The organism is Agromyces sp. NPDC060279 (assembly GCF_042726785.1).
In the GTDB taxonomy this organism is placed as follows: Bacteria; Actinomycetota; Actinomycetes; order Actinomycetales; family Microbacteriaceae; genus Agromyces.
This window is the reverse complement of the sequence record NZ_JBHXBK010000006.1, coordinates 87,004-101,362: the sequence shown is the minus strand read 5'-3', so window position 1 is coordinate 101,362 and position 14,359 is coordinate 87,004. Positions and strand designations below refer to the sequence as shown.

Genomic DNA, 14,359 nt, shown 5'->3' with positions numbered 1-14,359 from the left:
TGGAAGAGAAGGAGTGAAATTCGAACTTATGTACGAATTGTTGAGACGCGGTGTGACTGCCGCTCGGCGTCAGCTGCTCGATCGCGAGCCGCGAGCACTTCGGGGACATGCGCCTCCGCCCACTCGCGCATCGCCCGAATCGGGTCGAGCAGGGAGGTGCCGAGCTCCGTGAGCGAGTACTCGACTCGCGGGGGAGAATCGCGGAACGCTCGGCGCACGATCAGGCCGTCAGCCTCGAGCGCGCGCAGCGTCTCGGTGAGCACCTTCGGAGTGACACGGCCGACCCGCTCGCGGAGCTCGCCGAAGCGCAAGGTGCCGCCCCGTTCGAGCGCGAGCAGCACGAACATGGTCCAACGCTCGCCGATCCGCTCGAACACCACTCGGCTCGGGCAGTCCGGGGCGAGCACGTCGCGCGGCTCCTCGGAGGCGGGAGCAGAGGCGGCGGCAGAGTCAGAGGCGGAGGCAGAGGCAGAGGCGCCGGAGGCGGAGACGTACGCAGAGGCAGAGACCGTGGCGGAGGCAGCACCGGCGGCGGCAGGGTGTGCGTTCGGTTGAGGCATGGGCGGCGTCCCGTCCGGCGTCGTGGTTTCCCCGAGGGAAGTTCCGTTGAAGTAACCGGCGGTGCATCCATAGCGTTGCCGACATGAGAATCCTACTGACCGGGGCAACCGGGACCATCGGCTCGGCGGTGCTCGACGAGCTCGTCGAGGCTGGACACGAGGTGCGAGCGATCGTCCGGAGCGAGCAGTCGGCTCGGGCGGTCGCAGCACGAGGCGCCGTCGCTCGGCTCGGTGAGGTGACGGACGCCAGCTGGTTCGGCGCCGAGCTCGCCGAGGCCGACGCCGCGATCCACACCGCCGCGCCGGCGAGTGGCGCGGCCGAGTTCGACGCTGCCGTGCTCGAGGCCGTCGGGGCCGAGTTCGCGGCGACCGGGCGGCGATTCGTGCACACGAGCGGGATCTGGGAGTACGGTTCGGGTGCGACCCTGCAGGACGACGGACCGCTCGACCCGCCGGAGATCGTGGCGTGGCGGGTGCCCCTCGAAGAGCGGCTCCTCGCGGGACCCGTCTCCGCGACGATCATCGCACCGGGCGTCGTCTACGGCGCCGGAGGGATTCCCGAACTGCTCACGACGCCGGGGCCGGATGGACGGGTCCGGCTCGTGGGCGACGGTCGACAGCACTGGAGCCTCGTGCACCGGGGCGACCTGGCGCGGCTCTACCGCATCGCCGTCGAGCACCCGCAGGAGCAGGGACGGCTCATCGCGGTCGACGGCCGGCCGCAGACCGTGCGGGCGATCGGCGAAGCGACCGTTGCCGCGGGGCGGGCGACCGCCCTGGTCGAGGAGTCGGTCGAGGAGACGCGCGCACGGCTCGGCACCCCCTTCGCCGACGCCCTGCTGCTCGACCAGCGCGCGCTCGGCGAGAAGGCGCGTGCGCTCGGCTGGCAGCCCGCGCACCGCAGCGTGCTCGAGGAGGTGTTCGGCGACGAAGCCTGGGAACGACGAACCGGGAACGACGAACCGGTGATGACGAAGCCAGGTGACGCCGGAGCTCAGTGACGAGGAGGCTCAGTGACGAGGAGGCTCAGTGACGAGGAGGCTCAGCACGACGAAGCGCCATGCAGGCGCCGCTCGCCCGGCACCCCGCCGGTATCGTCGACGGATGGAACTCCTCGACGTCTGGCCCGTCTTCCGGCTCCGGCTGCGCACGCCGCGGCTCGAGTTGCGACCGGTGCGGGACGCCGATCTCCCGGGCCTCGCCCAGGCGGCACTCGACGGGGTCCATGACTCGGAGCGCACCCCGTTCGGCATCCCGTGGACCGACGCGCCGCGCGAGGAGCTGCTGCCGAATCTCGCGCGGTTCGTCTGGCGCGAGCGCGCGGGCGTCGCCCCCGACGAGTGGAACCTCCTCTTCGCGGTGCTCGAGGACGGCCGCCCGATCGGTGTGCAGGACCTGCGGGTGGCGGACTTCGCCGCGCTGCGCACGGTGTCGAGCGGGTCGTGGTTGACCCGCTCCCGGCAGGGCGTGGGGCTCGGCACCGAGATGCGCGCGGCCCTGCTCATGTTCGCGTTCGACCACCTCGGCGCGACGGTCGCTGAGTCGGAGGCGTACGAGTGGAACTCGCCCTCGCTCGCCGTCTCGAGGAAGCTCGGCTACCGCGAGAACGGCGTCACGCGGCGCTCGCCGAAGCCTGGTGTGGTGGAGGACGAGGTGCGGCTGCGGCTGGAGGCCTCCGAGTTCCGGCGTCCCGAGTGGGAGCTCGAGGTGCACGGACTCGAAGCGGCGCGCCCGTTCCTGCTGGCGTGAGCCCCGGACGCCCGGGTACGAGACCGGTGGGCACCCCTCCCCATTTGGGGGGAGCGCGCTCTGCTGCTTGGATGGTCCGCGGGGGACCGGGACCGACCCGGGAACCGGAGGGAACCAGAACCATCATGACCGCAACCCGTAAGATCGCCGCCGTCTCGTTCGCCGCGATGGCCCTGCTGCTCGCCGGCTGCGCCTCAGGCGGCAACGCCGAGGGCACCGCCGCGAAGGCAGAGAAGCAGGCCGAGGCGCCCGCGGCCGAGCAGACCAAGCAGGAGGCGTGCACCGACGTGCAGACCGCGCTGCAGGAGCTCTCGAGCCTGAGCTCGGTCGACTCCAGCGACCCCGCTGCGGCGCTCGCTGCACTCAAGGAGGCGTCGGGCACCGTCTCGGAGACCGCCGCCAAGGTCGGCAACCCCGAGGTCAAGGCCGCTGCCGACCAGGCCGCCGTCGCGCTCGACGAGTACGTCGTCTACCTCGACGGCATGGTCGCCGACCCGGCCAACGCCGACATCTCGGCCATGAGCGAGCACATCACCTCGCTGCAGGAGTCGGTCACCGAGCTCGGCACCGTCTGCGCCGGCTGACGCGCCTCGGCTGAACCCGCGCGCCGCGAACCCGGCGCAGCACGACGGCCCGCCCCGATCGGGGCGGGCCGTCGTCGTCCGAGGAATGGGCCTCAGGCGTCCACGGCCGCGTGCACCCGCTCGCCGTCGACGAAGGTCTGCAGCACCCGCGTCGCGCCGATCTCTCCGGCCGGTCCGGCGAAGGGATCCCGGTCGAGCAGGGCGAAGTCGGCGAGCTTGCCGACGGCGATCGTGCCGGTCTCGTCGAGATGGTTCACGAAGGCCGAGCCCGCAGTGTACGCGGTGAGCGAGGTCGCGAGATCGATCGCCTGCTCGGGCAGGAACGGCGGGTACTCGCCCTCCTCCTCGCCCGGCGCCGACACCCGGTTCACCGCGACGTGGATGGCCGCCAGCGGGTTCGGCGTCGACACCGACCAATCGCTGCCGGCCGCGAGCACCGCCCCGGAGCGCAGCAGGTCGCCGAAGGGGTACTGCCAGGCATCCCGCGGCGAACCGAGGAACGGCAGCGTCAGCTCCACCATCTGCGGCTCGAGCGCCGCCCACAGCGACTGCATGTTCGCCACCACGCCGAGCTCACGGAAGCGCGGCACGTCGTCCGGATGCACCACCTGCAGGTGGGCGATGTGGTGCCGGTGGTCGTTCCGGCCGTTGCGGGCGATCGCGTGCTCGACGGCGTCGAGGCACTCGCGCACCGCCCGGTCGCCGATCGCGTGGAAGTGCAGCTGGAAGCCGAGCTCGTCGAGACGGGGCGCGGCCTCGTTCAGGAGCTCCGGCGGCACGAAGGAGATGCCCGAGTTGTCGGTCGGGTGCCCGTGGCCGTCGCAGTACGGCTCGAGCATCGAGGCCGTGAAGTTCTCGGCGACGCCGTCCTGCATGATCTTCACGCTCGTCGCGGCGAAGCGGCCGCCGCGGTACTCCTCGCGCTTCGCGAGGAGCCCGTCGATCTGCTCGAGGCCCTTCGCGCGGTCCCACCAGAGTGCGCCGACGACGCGCCCGGTGAGCCGGCCGGATGCCGCGGCGGAGAGGTACGCGCGGCCGGGATCGTCGCCGACGCCGTAGTCGCCGACGATCGCGTCCTGCCAGGCGGTCACGCCGAAGGAGTGCAGGTACCGCTGCCCCTCGAGCACCGCCGCCTCGAGCTCCTCCGGCGTCGTGGCGGGCAGGTGCCGGCGCACGAGGTCCATGGCGCCCTCGTGCAGCGTGCCGCTCGGCATCCCGTCGGCGTCGCGCTCGATGCGGCCGTCGGCGGGGTCGGGGGTGTGCCGGTCGATCCCGGCCAGTCGCAGCGCGGCGCTGTTCACCCAGGCGCCGTGCCCGTCGCGGTTCGGCAGGAACGCCGGCCGGTCGGGCAGCACCCGGTCGAGCGCCGCGGCGGTGGGGGTGCCGCCGGGGAACGCGGACATGCCCCAGCCGCCGCCGAGGATCCAGGGCGCGTCGGGGTGCGCCGACGCGTACGCCGCGATGGTGTCGAGGTAGGCGCCCTCGGTCTCGCCGTCGCGGAGGTCGCAGCGCAGCATGTCGAGCCCGCCCCAGACGGGGTGCACGTGCGCGTCCTGGAAGCCGGGCACGAGCAGCCGGCCGCGGAGGTCGACGTGCTCGGTGCCGGGGCCGATGAGCTCCCGCACGTCGTCGTCCGCGCCGACGGCGACGATGCGGCCGCCAGAGACGGCGACGGCCGAGGCGCGCGAGCGCACCGGGTCGGCGGTGAAGACGGGTCCGCCCGTGAAGACGAGATCGGCGTGAGGCATCCGTGAGTCCTTTCGAGGAGGCGCGAGGCGCGAGGCGGGAGGCGCGAGCGGCGCGAGGCGCGAGCGGCGCGAGGCGTGAGCGGGTGCGCGCGGCGGCTCAGCCGCCGCCCATGGTGCGCGCGATGTCGGCGGCCGAGTCGCCCGCGCGCCGCAGCACGTACGCGACGAGGCCCAGGGCGAGCAGGGTCAGCACGAGCATGATCGTCGACACCGCGGCGATCTCCGGTCGGAGGCCGCTGCGCAGCGCGCTCAGCACGTAGACCGGCCACGGGGTCGTGCCCGACACCTGCACGAACGCGGCGATGACGGTGTTGTCGAGGCTCAGCGTGAACGACAGCAGGAAGCCGGCGAGCACGGCGGGCATCGCGAGCGGCAGGGTCACCCGGCGGAACGTGGCGGGCGGCTTCGCGTAGAGGTCGGCGGACGCTTCCTCGAGCTGGCCCTCCTGCCCGACGAGCCGGGCCCGCACGAGGTACGAGACCACTGCGACCGAGAACAGTGAATGGCCGATCACGAGGCGGATGATGCCGTCGTTGAACAGGCCGATGCCGAGGTCCTGGCCGAGGAACACGAGCCACGGCAGCAGCGCCACGGCGTCGACGATCTCGGGCGTCACCGAGACGAGCAGCAGCAGCCCGAGGAACCACCACACCCACTTGCCGGGGTGGCGCGCCATGGCGATGCCGGCGAGGGTGCCGAGCAGCGTCGCGACGATCGCGGCGATGAAGCCCGTCTGCACCGAGATCCACACGGCGTCCCGGATGGCGGGCTTCTCGAAGAGCGCGAGGAACGAGTCGAAGCCGAACGACTGCCATGACACGAGCAGGCGCCCCACGTTGAACGACGACACGATGATCACGAGGATCGGCGCGAAGAGGAACACGAAGACGAGCACGCCCCAGACGCTCAGGACGACATCCGACCACGACCGCTGCTTCATGCGGCCACCTCCTCGACGGGCTTCGACACGGCGGATGGCTCGGGCTCGCCGAGCACGAGCCGGTTCCGGCTGCGGAACGGCAGCGTGACGAGCCAGACGAGGCCCGCCCCGATTGCCACGGTCGCCATGATCACGATGATGAGCAGCACCGCCATCGCCGAGCCCAGTGCCCAGTTCTGGGCGGTCTGGAACTGGCTCGCGACGAGCTGGCCGACCATGTTGCCCTTCGCACCGCCGAGCACGGTCGCCGTGATGTAGTCGCCCATCAGCGGGATGAACACGAGCAGCACGCCGGCGACGACGCCCGGGCGGGCGAGCGGCAGCGTGACCCGGAAGAAGGTCGTCCAGCGGCCGGCGCCGAGGTCCTTCGAGGCTTCGCGCAGCGGGCCGCTGACCCGGTCGAACGCCACGAAGAGCGGCAGGATCATGAGCGGCAGGTAGTTGTAGACCACCCCGAGCAGCACGGCCCCGCGCGTGTACAGCAGATCGAGCGGGCCGTCGATGAGGCCGACCGCCTGCAGCGTGCTGGACAGCCAGCCCTCCGGCGCCAGGATCACCTGCCAGCCGATGGTGCGCACGAGGAAGTTCGTCCAGAACGGCACCATCACGAGCGCGACGAGCAGGCCCCGGCGCGACGGCGGCGCTTTGACGGCCATCCAGTACGCCACCGGCAGGCCGACGAGCAGGCAGATCACCGTGCCCGCGATGCCGACCCAGAGCGTGTTCTGGAACGTCGCGAAGAACGTCGGCGACATCGCCTCGACGTAGCGGTCGAAGCTCAGCACGTCGTTGGCGTGGGTGCCGAAGATGCCCGGTTTGTAGCCGAAACTGAACCAGATCACCATGCCCACCGGGGCGACGAAGAAGACCAGCAGCCACACCCACGCCGGGAAGGCGAGGGCGACGCCGGCGCTCTTACGCACCGGCGGCCGCCTTCATCGTGTTCCAGATCTCCACGATGCGCTCCTGCGCCTCGTTCACCTCGCCCTCGTGCATCGTCTCGACCTGCTCGGGCGTGAAGAACACGAGGTCGAGCATCGGCAGCTCGGCGTCGGCCGCCGCCTGCTCGATGCCGGTCGCGCCCGTGTGGTAGCCGATGTAGTCGAGCTCGGCGAGCGAGTTCTCGGGGGTCAGTACGTAGTTGATGAAGGCGTGCGCGGCCTCGGGGTTCGGCGCGCCGGTCGGGATGGCCCAGTTGTCCATCCACAGCTCGGTCGCGGGGGAGCCGAGCACCCACTGCCAGCGGCTGGGGTCCGGGCTCTCCAGGATGCCGAGGCGGGCGTCGCCGTTCCACGACTGCATGAGCACCTGGGTGCCCTGCGGGATCGCCGAGCCGCCGGGGTAGGAGTCGAATGCGGCGACGTGCGGGGCGAGCGTGTTCACGAGGAAGTCCTCGGCGGCGTCGAGCTCGGCCGGGTCGGTGGTGGTCCAGTCGATGCCGTTCGCCCAGAAGTAGATGCCGGTGAGCTCGGCGGGGTCGTCGAGCACGCTCGTCTTGCCGCTCGCCTCGTTCTGCGCGGCGTCGATGAAGTCGTTCCAGTCCTTCAGCTCGCGCGTGATGACCGTCTTGTCGTAGACGAAGCCGGTCGTGCCCCAGGCCTTGCAGATCGAGTACTCGTTGTCGGGGTCCCAGGCCCGGCCGAGGAACGCCGGGTCCATGTGCTCGATGTTCGGGATGAGCTCCATGTTGAACTTCTGCAGCAGCCCGTTCTCGATCATCTGCGGGATGAACGTGCCGGTCGGCACGACGATGTCGAAGCCGCTCGTGCCCTTCGCCGCGACGAGCTTCGAGATGAGCTCCTCGTTCGAGTTGAAGGAGCTCAGCGTGATCTTCGGGCCCAGCTCCTTCGTGAACGCCTCGAGCACGTCGGGCGCGTCGTAGTCGCCCCAGGTGTAGATCGACAGCTTCGACTCGAGCGGCCCGCCGGTCGCGACGGGCGCGTTCTGCGCCCCACCGCCCGGGCTGCACGCGGCGAGCACGCCGGTCGCGCCGGCGGCGACCGCGGCGCTCAGGAAGCCGCGGCGGCTGAGCTCGCGGCGGATGACCTTCGCGGCGTCGGTGCTCGCGAGGATCCGCACGGTGGGGGTCGATTCGGTCATGGGGTCCTCCTGGGTCGTTCTGCGGGACAGCGGGGAGCGGGGGATGCCGGGGCGGTCACTCGGTCGGCGGCGGGACGTAGCCGCCGGCCTGCGCGGCCTCGTCGGCGGGGAAGAGCAGCACGCTCTCGGCCGACCAGGAGCAGCGCACGGCCTGGCCGAGTTCGAGCGCCGGCGCCTCGGGGGTGGGCCTCCGGGCGATGACGCTCTGCTCCTCGCCGAGCCGCACGAGGTACTGCATGGTCTCGCCGAGGTGCGAGACGCCGAGCAGGGTGCCGCGCACCGAGTTCGGCGCGGAGGGCGCCGCCGCGTCGTCGGCCTCGATGCGCACGAACTCGGGCCGCACCGCGGCCTGGCCGTTGGCCACGCCGGCGAGCGTCGCGCCCGTGCCCTGCACGACGGCGTGCGGCGACTCGACGGCCGCGCCGCCCGCGACGACGGGCCCGCGGAAGAAGTTCTGCTGCCCGACGAAGGCGGCGACGTACGCCGAGACGGGGCGGGCGTAGATCGTGTCGGCGTCGGCGAGCTGCTCGATGCGGCCGTCGCGCATGATCGCGATGCGGTCGCTCATCGACAGCGCCTCGCCCTGGTCGTGCGTGACGAAGACGAAGGTGATGCCGAGCCGGGACTGCAGGAGCTTCAGCTCGAGCTGCATCTCCTCGCGGAGCTGCCGGTCGAGGGCGCCGAGCGGCTCGTCGAGCAGGAGCACGGCCGGGCGGTTCACGAGCGCCCGGGCGAGCGCGATGCGCTGCTGCTGGCCGCCCGAGAGCTGGGTCGGCTTGCGGTCGGCGAAGCGGCGCATCTGCACGAGTTCGAGCGCCTCGGCCACGCGCTCGCGGAGCTCGGACTTCGGGGTGCGCCGCTGCTGCAGGCCGTACGCGACGTTCTCGGCGACCGACATGTGCGGGAACAGGGCGTAGGCCTGGAACACCGTGTTGACGTCGCGCCGGTACGGCGGCAGGCCGAGCACCGAACGCCCGGAGACGCGGATGTCGCCCTCGTTCGGCTGCTCGAAGCCGGCGATCATGCGCAGCGTCGTCGTCTTGCCGCAGCCGGAGGGGCCGAGCAGGGAGAGGAACTCGCCCGGCTCGATCGTGAGCGAGACGCCGTCGACGGCGGTCTGCTCGCCGTAGCGCTTCGTGACCCGGTCGATCTCGACGGAGCCCGCCCGAACACTGGATTGGGAGGCCGTTCTCGCCTCGGTCGCCGTCGTCACCTCGTGGTACCTCCCGGGTCCGCGGCACGCCACCGTGCGTGCCGCCGTTCACTCGCGTGCCGCCATTCAACCGCCGGGGGCGGGTGGGGGCAATGGCCGAGTGCAGAACCGGACGATCCATCGGCCCCCGCGAGCGAAGGGCGACAGTTCGTCCGAGGTCTCGTCACCGCGCCGAAACCCGAGCGCGGTTCGGAGGGGCTATGGGCGCGGTTCGCGCGGCGACGCCGGCGGGGTTTTCCGTCGCGCAGAACTTCCCGGAAAGTTCACCCCCTGGATCGTCATCCGGGACCCTCGGGCCGGACGCAGCATGGATGGCACCACAGCGAACCGCACCCCGCGGCGAACTCGAACGGAGCACGACGATGAGCACCCCCTTCCGCCCCGGCGACCAGACCCAGACCGCTGCCGAGCTGCAGCTCGAGTGGGACGCGAACCCGCGTTGGGAGGGCGTCCGGCGCGACTACACCGCCGAGGACGTCATCGCGCTGCGCGGTCCGGTGCGCGAGGAGCGCACCCTCGCCAAGCGCGGCGCCGAGCGGCTCTGGGAGGACCTCCAGCGCAACACCGGCACCGCCTTCGAGCCCATGGCCGAGCCCGAGTGGTCGGCCGCGCTCGGCGCCCTCACCGGCAACCAGGCCGTGCAGCAGGTGCGGGCCGGGTTGAAGGCGATCTACCTCTCCGGCTGGCAGGTCGCCGCCGACGCGAACCTCTCCGGCCAGACCTACCCCGACCAGTCGCTGTACCCGGCGAACTCGGTCCCCGCGGTGGTGCGCCGGATCAACAACGCGCTGCTGCGCGCCGGCCAGATCGAGGCGGGGGAGGGTGCGGCCGAGCAGGAGCAGAAGGACTGGATGGCCCCGATCGTCGCCGACGCCGAGGCCGGCTTCGGCGGCCCCCTGAACGCCTACGAGCTCATGCACCAGATGATCGAGGCGGGCGCCGCCGGCGTGCACTGGGAGGACCAGCTCGCGAGCGAGAAGAAGTGCGGCCACATGGGCGGCAAGGTGCTCATCCCGACGAGCCAGCACATCCGCACCATCAACGCCGCCCGGCTCGCGGCCGACGTCGCCGGGGTGCCGTCGATCATCATCGCCCGCACCGACGCGCTCGCCGCGACCCTGCTCACGAGCGACCACGACGAGCGCGACCGCCCCTTCGTCACGGGCGAGCGCACCGCCGAGGGCTTCTACGAGGTGCAGAACGGCATCGAGCCGGTCATCGCCCGCGGCCTCGCCTACGCCGAGTACGCCGACCTGCTCTGGGTGGAGTCGGCCGAGCCCGACCTCGAGCTCGCCCGCCGCTTCGCCGAGGCCGTGCACGCGAAGTTCCCCGGCAAGCGCTTGAGCTACAACTGCTCGCCCTCGTTCAACTGGAAGCGCCACCTCGACGACGAGCAGATCGCGAAGTTCCAGCGCGAGCTCGCGGCGATGGGCTACGCGTTCCAGTTCATCACCCTCGCCGGCTTCCACTCCCTGAACCACGGCATGTTCACGCTCGCCAAGGACTACAGCGAGCGGCACATGTCGGCCTACGTCGAGCTCCAGGAGGCGGAATTCGCCTCGGAGGCCGCCGGCTACACCGCCACGCGCCACCAGCGCGAGGTCGGCACCGGTTACTTCGACCGCATCGCCACCGCGCTGAACCCGCAGAGCGCCACGCTCGCCCTCGTCGGATCGACCGAGGAAGACCAGTTCTGACGCCCTGAGCGCGCCGAGGCATCCCCTCGGCGCGCCGGGCCTCACCTCCACGGAACCAAGGAGACGACCTCATGACCATCGCACCCGCCCTCGACCGCACCGAGCCCCGCCAGAGCGCCGGCGGCTTCGCCACCGTCTCGCCGTGGATCGAGGTGACCGCCCCGCTCGGCGAGCGCTACGAGGAGATCCTCACCCCGGCCGCGCTCGACTTCCTCGCGGCGCTGCACGACCGCTTCGCGCACACCAGGCACGAGCTGCTCGCCGCCCGGCTGCAGACCCGCGTCGACGCCGCGAACGGCCGCGACCCCCGCTTCCTCCCCGAGACCGCCGAGATCCGCGCCGACCGCAGCTGGCGGGTCGCGGGCGCCGGCCCCGGGCTCGAGGACCGCCGCGTCGAGATCACCGGCCCGACCGACCGCAAGATGACGATCAACGCGCTGAACTCCGACGCGAAGGTCTGGCTCGCCGACCACGAGGACGCCACGAGCCCGACCTGGCGCAACATCGTCGAGGGCCAGCTGAACCTCGCCGACGCCCTGCGCGGCCGCCTCGGTTTCACGAGCCCGGAGGGCAAGGAGTACCGCGTCGAGCGCGAGCTCGCCGAGACCCCGACGATCGTGTTCCGCCCCCGCGGCTGGCACCTCACCGAGAAGCACCTGCGCTTCCACGACCGCACCGGGCGCGCCATGCACGCCTCCGGCTCACTCGTCGACTTCGGCCTCTACGTGTTCCACAACGCGCGCCGGCTCATCGAGCTCGGCCGCGGACCGTACTTCTACCTGCCGAAGCTCGAGTCGCACCTCGAGGCCCGGCTCTGGAACGACGTCTTCGTCTTCGCGCAGAACGCGCTCGGCATCCCGCAGGGCACGATCCGGGCGACGGTGCTGATCGAGACGATCCAGGCCGCGTTCCAGATGGAGGAGATCCTCTACGAGCTGCGCGAGCACTGCGCCGGGCTGAACGCCGGCCGCTGGGACTACATCTTCTCGATCGTGAAGACGTTCCGCAGCCGCGGCCGCCGCTGGGTGCTGCCCGACCGGGCGCAGATCACCATGACGGTGCCGTTCATGCGGGCGTACACCGAGCTGCTCGTGCAGACGGCGCACGGCCGCGGGGCGCATGCCATCGGCGGCATGAGCGCGTTCATCCCCGATCGCCGCGACCCGGAGATCACGGAGCGCGCGCTCGCCGCGGTCGCCGCCGACAAGCGCCGCGAGGCGGGCGACGGCTTCGACGGCACCTGGGTCGCGCACCCGGATCTCATCCCGACGGCGCGCGCCGAGTTCGACCGGGTGCTCGGCGAGCGGCCGAACCAGCTCGAGCGGCTCCGCGAGGACGTCGAGGTCACGGCGGCGCAGCTGCTCGACATCCCCTCGGTCGGCGGCGCGGTCACCGAGGCGGGCGTGATCGACAACATCCAGATCGCCATCCGCTACGTGGAGTCCTGGCTGCGCGGCGTCGGTGCGGCCGCCATCGAGCACCTGATGGAGGATGCCGCGACGGCCGAGATCTCGCGCTCGCAGATCTGGCAGTGGCTGCACGACAACACGGTGACCGCCGAGGGCACCCGCATCGACCAGACCTACATCGTGCAGGCGATGGGCGAGGCCGTGCGCGGGCTGCCGCGCTTCGAGGGCGACCGCTTCGACGACGCCATCCAGGTGTTCCGCACGGTGGCGCTCGAGCCGGAGTTCCCCACGTTCCTCACCCTCGGCGCGTACGCCCGCTTCCTCTGAACGCCGCCCCACCCCACGACTTGCCCGACTTTCATGAAAGTCGGGCAAGTCGTGTTCGGGCAGAATCGGGGGGTGACCGTGCTGACGATCCGCGCCGCCGCGCCCGCCGACCTCGACGAGCTGGCCGAGCTCGCCGCCGAGACCTTCCCGCTCGCCTGCCCGCCCGGGGCCACCGCGGAGGACATCGCGGCGTACCTCGCGGCCGAGCTCACGCCGGAGCGCTTCGCGGCGCACCTGGACGACCCGGCCAGGGCCCTGCTCCTCGCCGCGGACGAGGGCGGCCGGCTGATCGGCTGGTCGATGCTCGTGGGCGGCGAACCGGGTGACGCGGATGCCGCGGCCGCCGTCGCCGCCCGACCCACGATCGAGCTCAGCAAGTTCTACACCCGCGCCGGCGTGCACGGCCGCGGGGTGGCGGCCGAGCTCATGACCGCGAGCCTCGAGGTCGCCGCGGCGGGCGGGGCCGCGAGCGTCTGGCTCGGCGTGAACGCCGAGAACGCGCGGGCGATCCGCTTCTACGAGAAGCAGGGCTTCGCCCGCGTGGGCACGAAGCGGTTCCGTCTCGGCGGCCGCCTCGAGCACGACCTCGTGCTCGAGCGCGCCTTCGACGCGCCCGTCGGCGCCTAGGCGGCGGCCGGCTCGGGCAGCTCGGCCGACAGGGCGTCGGCCCGGTTCGCCGCGCGCCGGGCGATCCAGCGGATGCCGAGGCCCGAGGCGAGGAACACCCCGGCCAGCACGGCCCAGCCGAGGAGGCCGTGCGAGATCGCCGTCGCGTTCACGACGAGCGGCGCCGCGAGCGCGCCGAGCGAGTAGCCCATGCCGAACACGCCCTGGAAGGCCCCCGCGCGCACCGGGTCGGCGAGCTCGAAGCTGAGCCCCCAGCCGCCCGCCTGGGAGAGCACCTCGGCGAAGGCGTGCGCGACGGCGGCGATGACGAGCACGGCGATCGCGAAGCCGACGGGCAGCCCGGCGGCCGCGGCGTAGACGAGGCACGCCGCCGCCATCAGCCACGCCGCGATGCCCGAGACGCGCCCGGCGACGCGCAGGTCGTGCGTGCCGCGCGAGGCGGGCACCTGGAAGACGATGACGATCACGGTGTTCAGGATGAGCAGCACCGAGATGAGCACCTCGGGCACGGCCGTCTCGCGGGTGACCCAGAGCGGAACGCCGAGCTCGGCGACGCCGAACTGCATGCCGAAGATCGCGCTGAGGGCGGTGAGCAGCAGGTACCTGGGGTTCCGCCAGGGGGAGTGGCTGCGCCAGTCGCAGCGCGCGGTGCGCGCGGCCGCGGCGGTGGCCGAGGCATCCACCGAGCCGGTCGCGGTGACGACCTCGGCGATCGGCGCCCGGGCCGGAGCGTCGACCCGGGCGGGCAGCTTCACGAGCTGCACGAGGCCGAGCAGGTAGAGCAGGCCCGCGCCGACGATGAGCGCCCGGTACGCCTCGGCGGTGCCGATCGCGAGGGCGAGCGCGCCGAGGCCCGAGCCGACCGCGATCGAGGCGTTCGTGACCGTGCGCAGCACCGCCCGCGCGCCGACCCGCGCCTCGCCCTGGAACGCGCGGGCGATGATCGCCGAGCGGGTGGAGTTCGCGCCTTGCTCGAAGAGCCCGCAGACGATCGCGATGACGAGGGCGGTGAGGAAGTCCCCGGCGAAGACGTAGGCGATGAGGGCGACGCCCTCGATCCCGGTCGCCCAGAGCAGCAGTCGCCTCGCGCTCACCCGGTCGGCGAGCCACCCGCCCGCGAAGGAGGCGAGGACACCTGCCGCGCTCGCCGAGGCGAGTACGATCGCGACCTCACCGGGGGTGAGCCCGACGATCAGGGTGAAGTAGAGCACCGTGACCGTGAGGAAGATGCCGCGGCCGACGCGCGAGATGAGGGTCGAGCCGACGAGGATGCGCAGCACGGGGTCGCTCACCGCGGCGGCGAGGCGGGCGCGGAGCGGGGGGCGGACGGGGGCGTCGGCGGGCGGGGTGCTGGTCACGGATTCAGTTCTGCCAGAGGCGGATGCCTCGCAAAAACGATGTAGCG

Annotated in this window: 13 protein-coding genes; 6 read left to right on the top strand and 7 right to left on the bottom strand. The window is 72.1% G+C overall.

Translation table 11 applies throughout. The features are described from left to right. Positions 1-26: 26 nt before the first annotated feature. On the bottom strand, positions 27-407 hold the full coding sequence (locus tag ACFWE1_RS15090; RefSeq protein WP_376934226.1) for a winged helix-turn-helix transcriptional regulator: 381 nt from the start codon (positions 405-407) through the stop codon (positions 27-29). Positions 408-643: 236 nt separating this feature from the next. Between ACFWE1_RS15090 and ACFWE1_RS15085 the strand changes: the two genes are divergently transcribed. The 3 genes from ACFWE1_RS15085 (at position 644) to ACFWE1_RS15075 (ending at position 2,893) form a co-directional block, all read left to right on the top strand. Beyond that, positions 644-1,561: an NAD-dependent epimerase/dehydratase family protein gene (locus tag ACFWE1_RS15085; protein WP_376934225.1), complete on the top strand. Its 918-nt coding sequence runs from the start codon at positions 644-646 to the stop codon at positions 1,559-1,561. Between the two features lie 103 nt (positions 1,562-1,664). After that, positions 1,665-2,309 (top strand): GNAT family N-acetyltransferase, encoded by a 645-nt coding sequence (locus ACFWE1_RS15080; RefSeq protein WP_376934224.1) that lies wholly within the window; start codon positions 1,665-1,667, stop codon positions 2,307-2,309. 125 nt (positions 2,310-2,434) lie between these two features. Then, positions 2,435-2,893, top strand: a complete 459-nt coding sequence (locus tag ACFWE1_RS15075) for a hypothetical protein (RefSeq protein ID WP_376934223.1) — start codon at positions 2,435-2,437, stop codon at positions 2,891-2,893. A 92-nt stretch (positions 2,894-2,985) separates the two neighbouring features. On the opposite strand, the gene ACFWE1_RS15070 is transcribed toward ACFWE1_RS15075, so the two are convergent. From ACFWE1_RS15070 to ACFWE1_RS15050, 5 genes are all read right to left on the bottom strand, one after another. Further along, positions 2,986-4,641 (bottom strand): amidohydrolase, encoded by a 1,656-nt coding sequence (locus tag ACFWE1_RS15070; protein WP_376934222.1) that lies wholly within the window; start codon positions 4,639-4,641, stop codon positions 2,986-2,988. 97 nt (positions 4,642-4,738) lie between these two features. Beyond that, positions 4,739-5,581 (bottom strand): ABC transporter permease, encoded by an 843-nt coding sequence (locus ACFWE1_RS15065; protein WP_376934221.1) that lies wholly within the window; start codon positions 5,579-5,581, stop codon positions 4,739-4,741. Further along, the gene (locus ACFWE1_RS15060) at positions 5,578-6,504 is read right to left on the bottom strand and encodes an ABC transporter permease (RefSeq protein WP_376934220.1); all 927 of its coding nucleotides are present in this window, start codon (positions 6,502-6,504) and stop codon (positions 5,578-5,580) included. The genes ACFWE1_RS15065 and ACFWE1_RS15060 overlap by 4 nt, the downstream gene beginning before the upstream one ends. Further along, entirely contained in the window at positions 6,497-7,681 is a 1,185-nt protein-coding gene (locus ACFWE1_RS15055) for a spermidine/putrescine ABC transporter substrate-binding protein (RefSeq protein WP_376934219.1), read from the bottom strand. The genes ACFWE1_RS15060 and ACFWE1_RS15055 overlap by 8 nt, the downstream gene beginning before the upstream one ends. A 55-nt stretch (positions 7,682-7,736) precedes the next feature. Further along, the gene (locus tag ACFWE1_RS15050; protein WP_376934218.1) at positions 7,737-8,894 is read right to left on the bottom strand and encodes an ABC transporter ATP-binding protein; all 1,158 of its coding nucleotides are present in this window, start codon (positions 8,892-8,894) and stop codon (positions 7,737-7,739) included. A 362-nt stretch (positions 8,895-9,256) separates the two neighbouring features. Between ACFWE1_RS15050 and aceA the strand changes: the two genes are divergently transcribed. From aceA to ACFWE1_RS15035, 3 genes are all read left to right on the top strand, one after another. Then, a complete protein-coding gene (gene aceA / locus ACFWE1_RS15045) occupies positions 9,257-10,591 on the top strand; it encodes an isocitrate lyase (RefSeq protein WP_376934217.1) in 1,335 nt (444 codons plus the stop codon). A gap of 71 nt (positions 10,592-10,662) precedes the next feature. Then, positions 10,663-12,327: a malate synthase A gene (aceB, locus tag ACFWE1_RS15040; RefSeq protein ID WP_376934216.1), complete on the top strand. Its 1,665-nt coding sequence runs from the start codon at positions 10,663-10,665 to the stop codon at positions 12,325-12,327. Positions 12,328-12,399: 72 nt separating this feature from the next. Then, complete coding sequence (locus ACFWE1_RS15035) at positions 12,400-12,954, top strand: GNAT family N-acetyltransferase (protein WP_376934215.1); 555 nt, start codon at positions 12,400-12,402, stop codon at positions 12,952-12,954. Here the strand turns inward: ACFWE1_RS15035 and ACFWE1_RS15030 are convergent. After that, positions 12,951-14,312, bottom strand: coding sequence for an MFS transporter (locus ACFWE1_RS15030; protein ID WP_376934214.1), 1,362 nt, complete (start codon positions 14,310-14,312; stop codon positions 12,951-12,953). The two genes, ACFWE1_RS15035 and ACFWE1_RS15030, sit on opposite strands and share 4 nt — an antisense overlap. Positions 14,313-14,359: the final 47 nt, after the last annotated feature.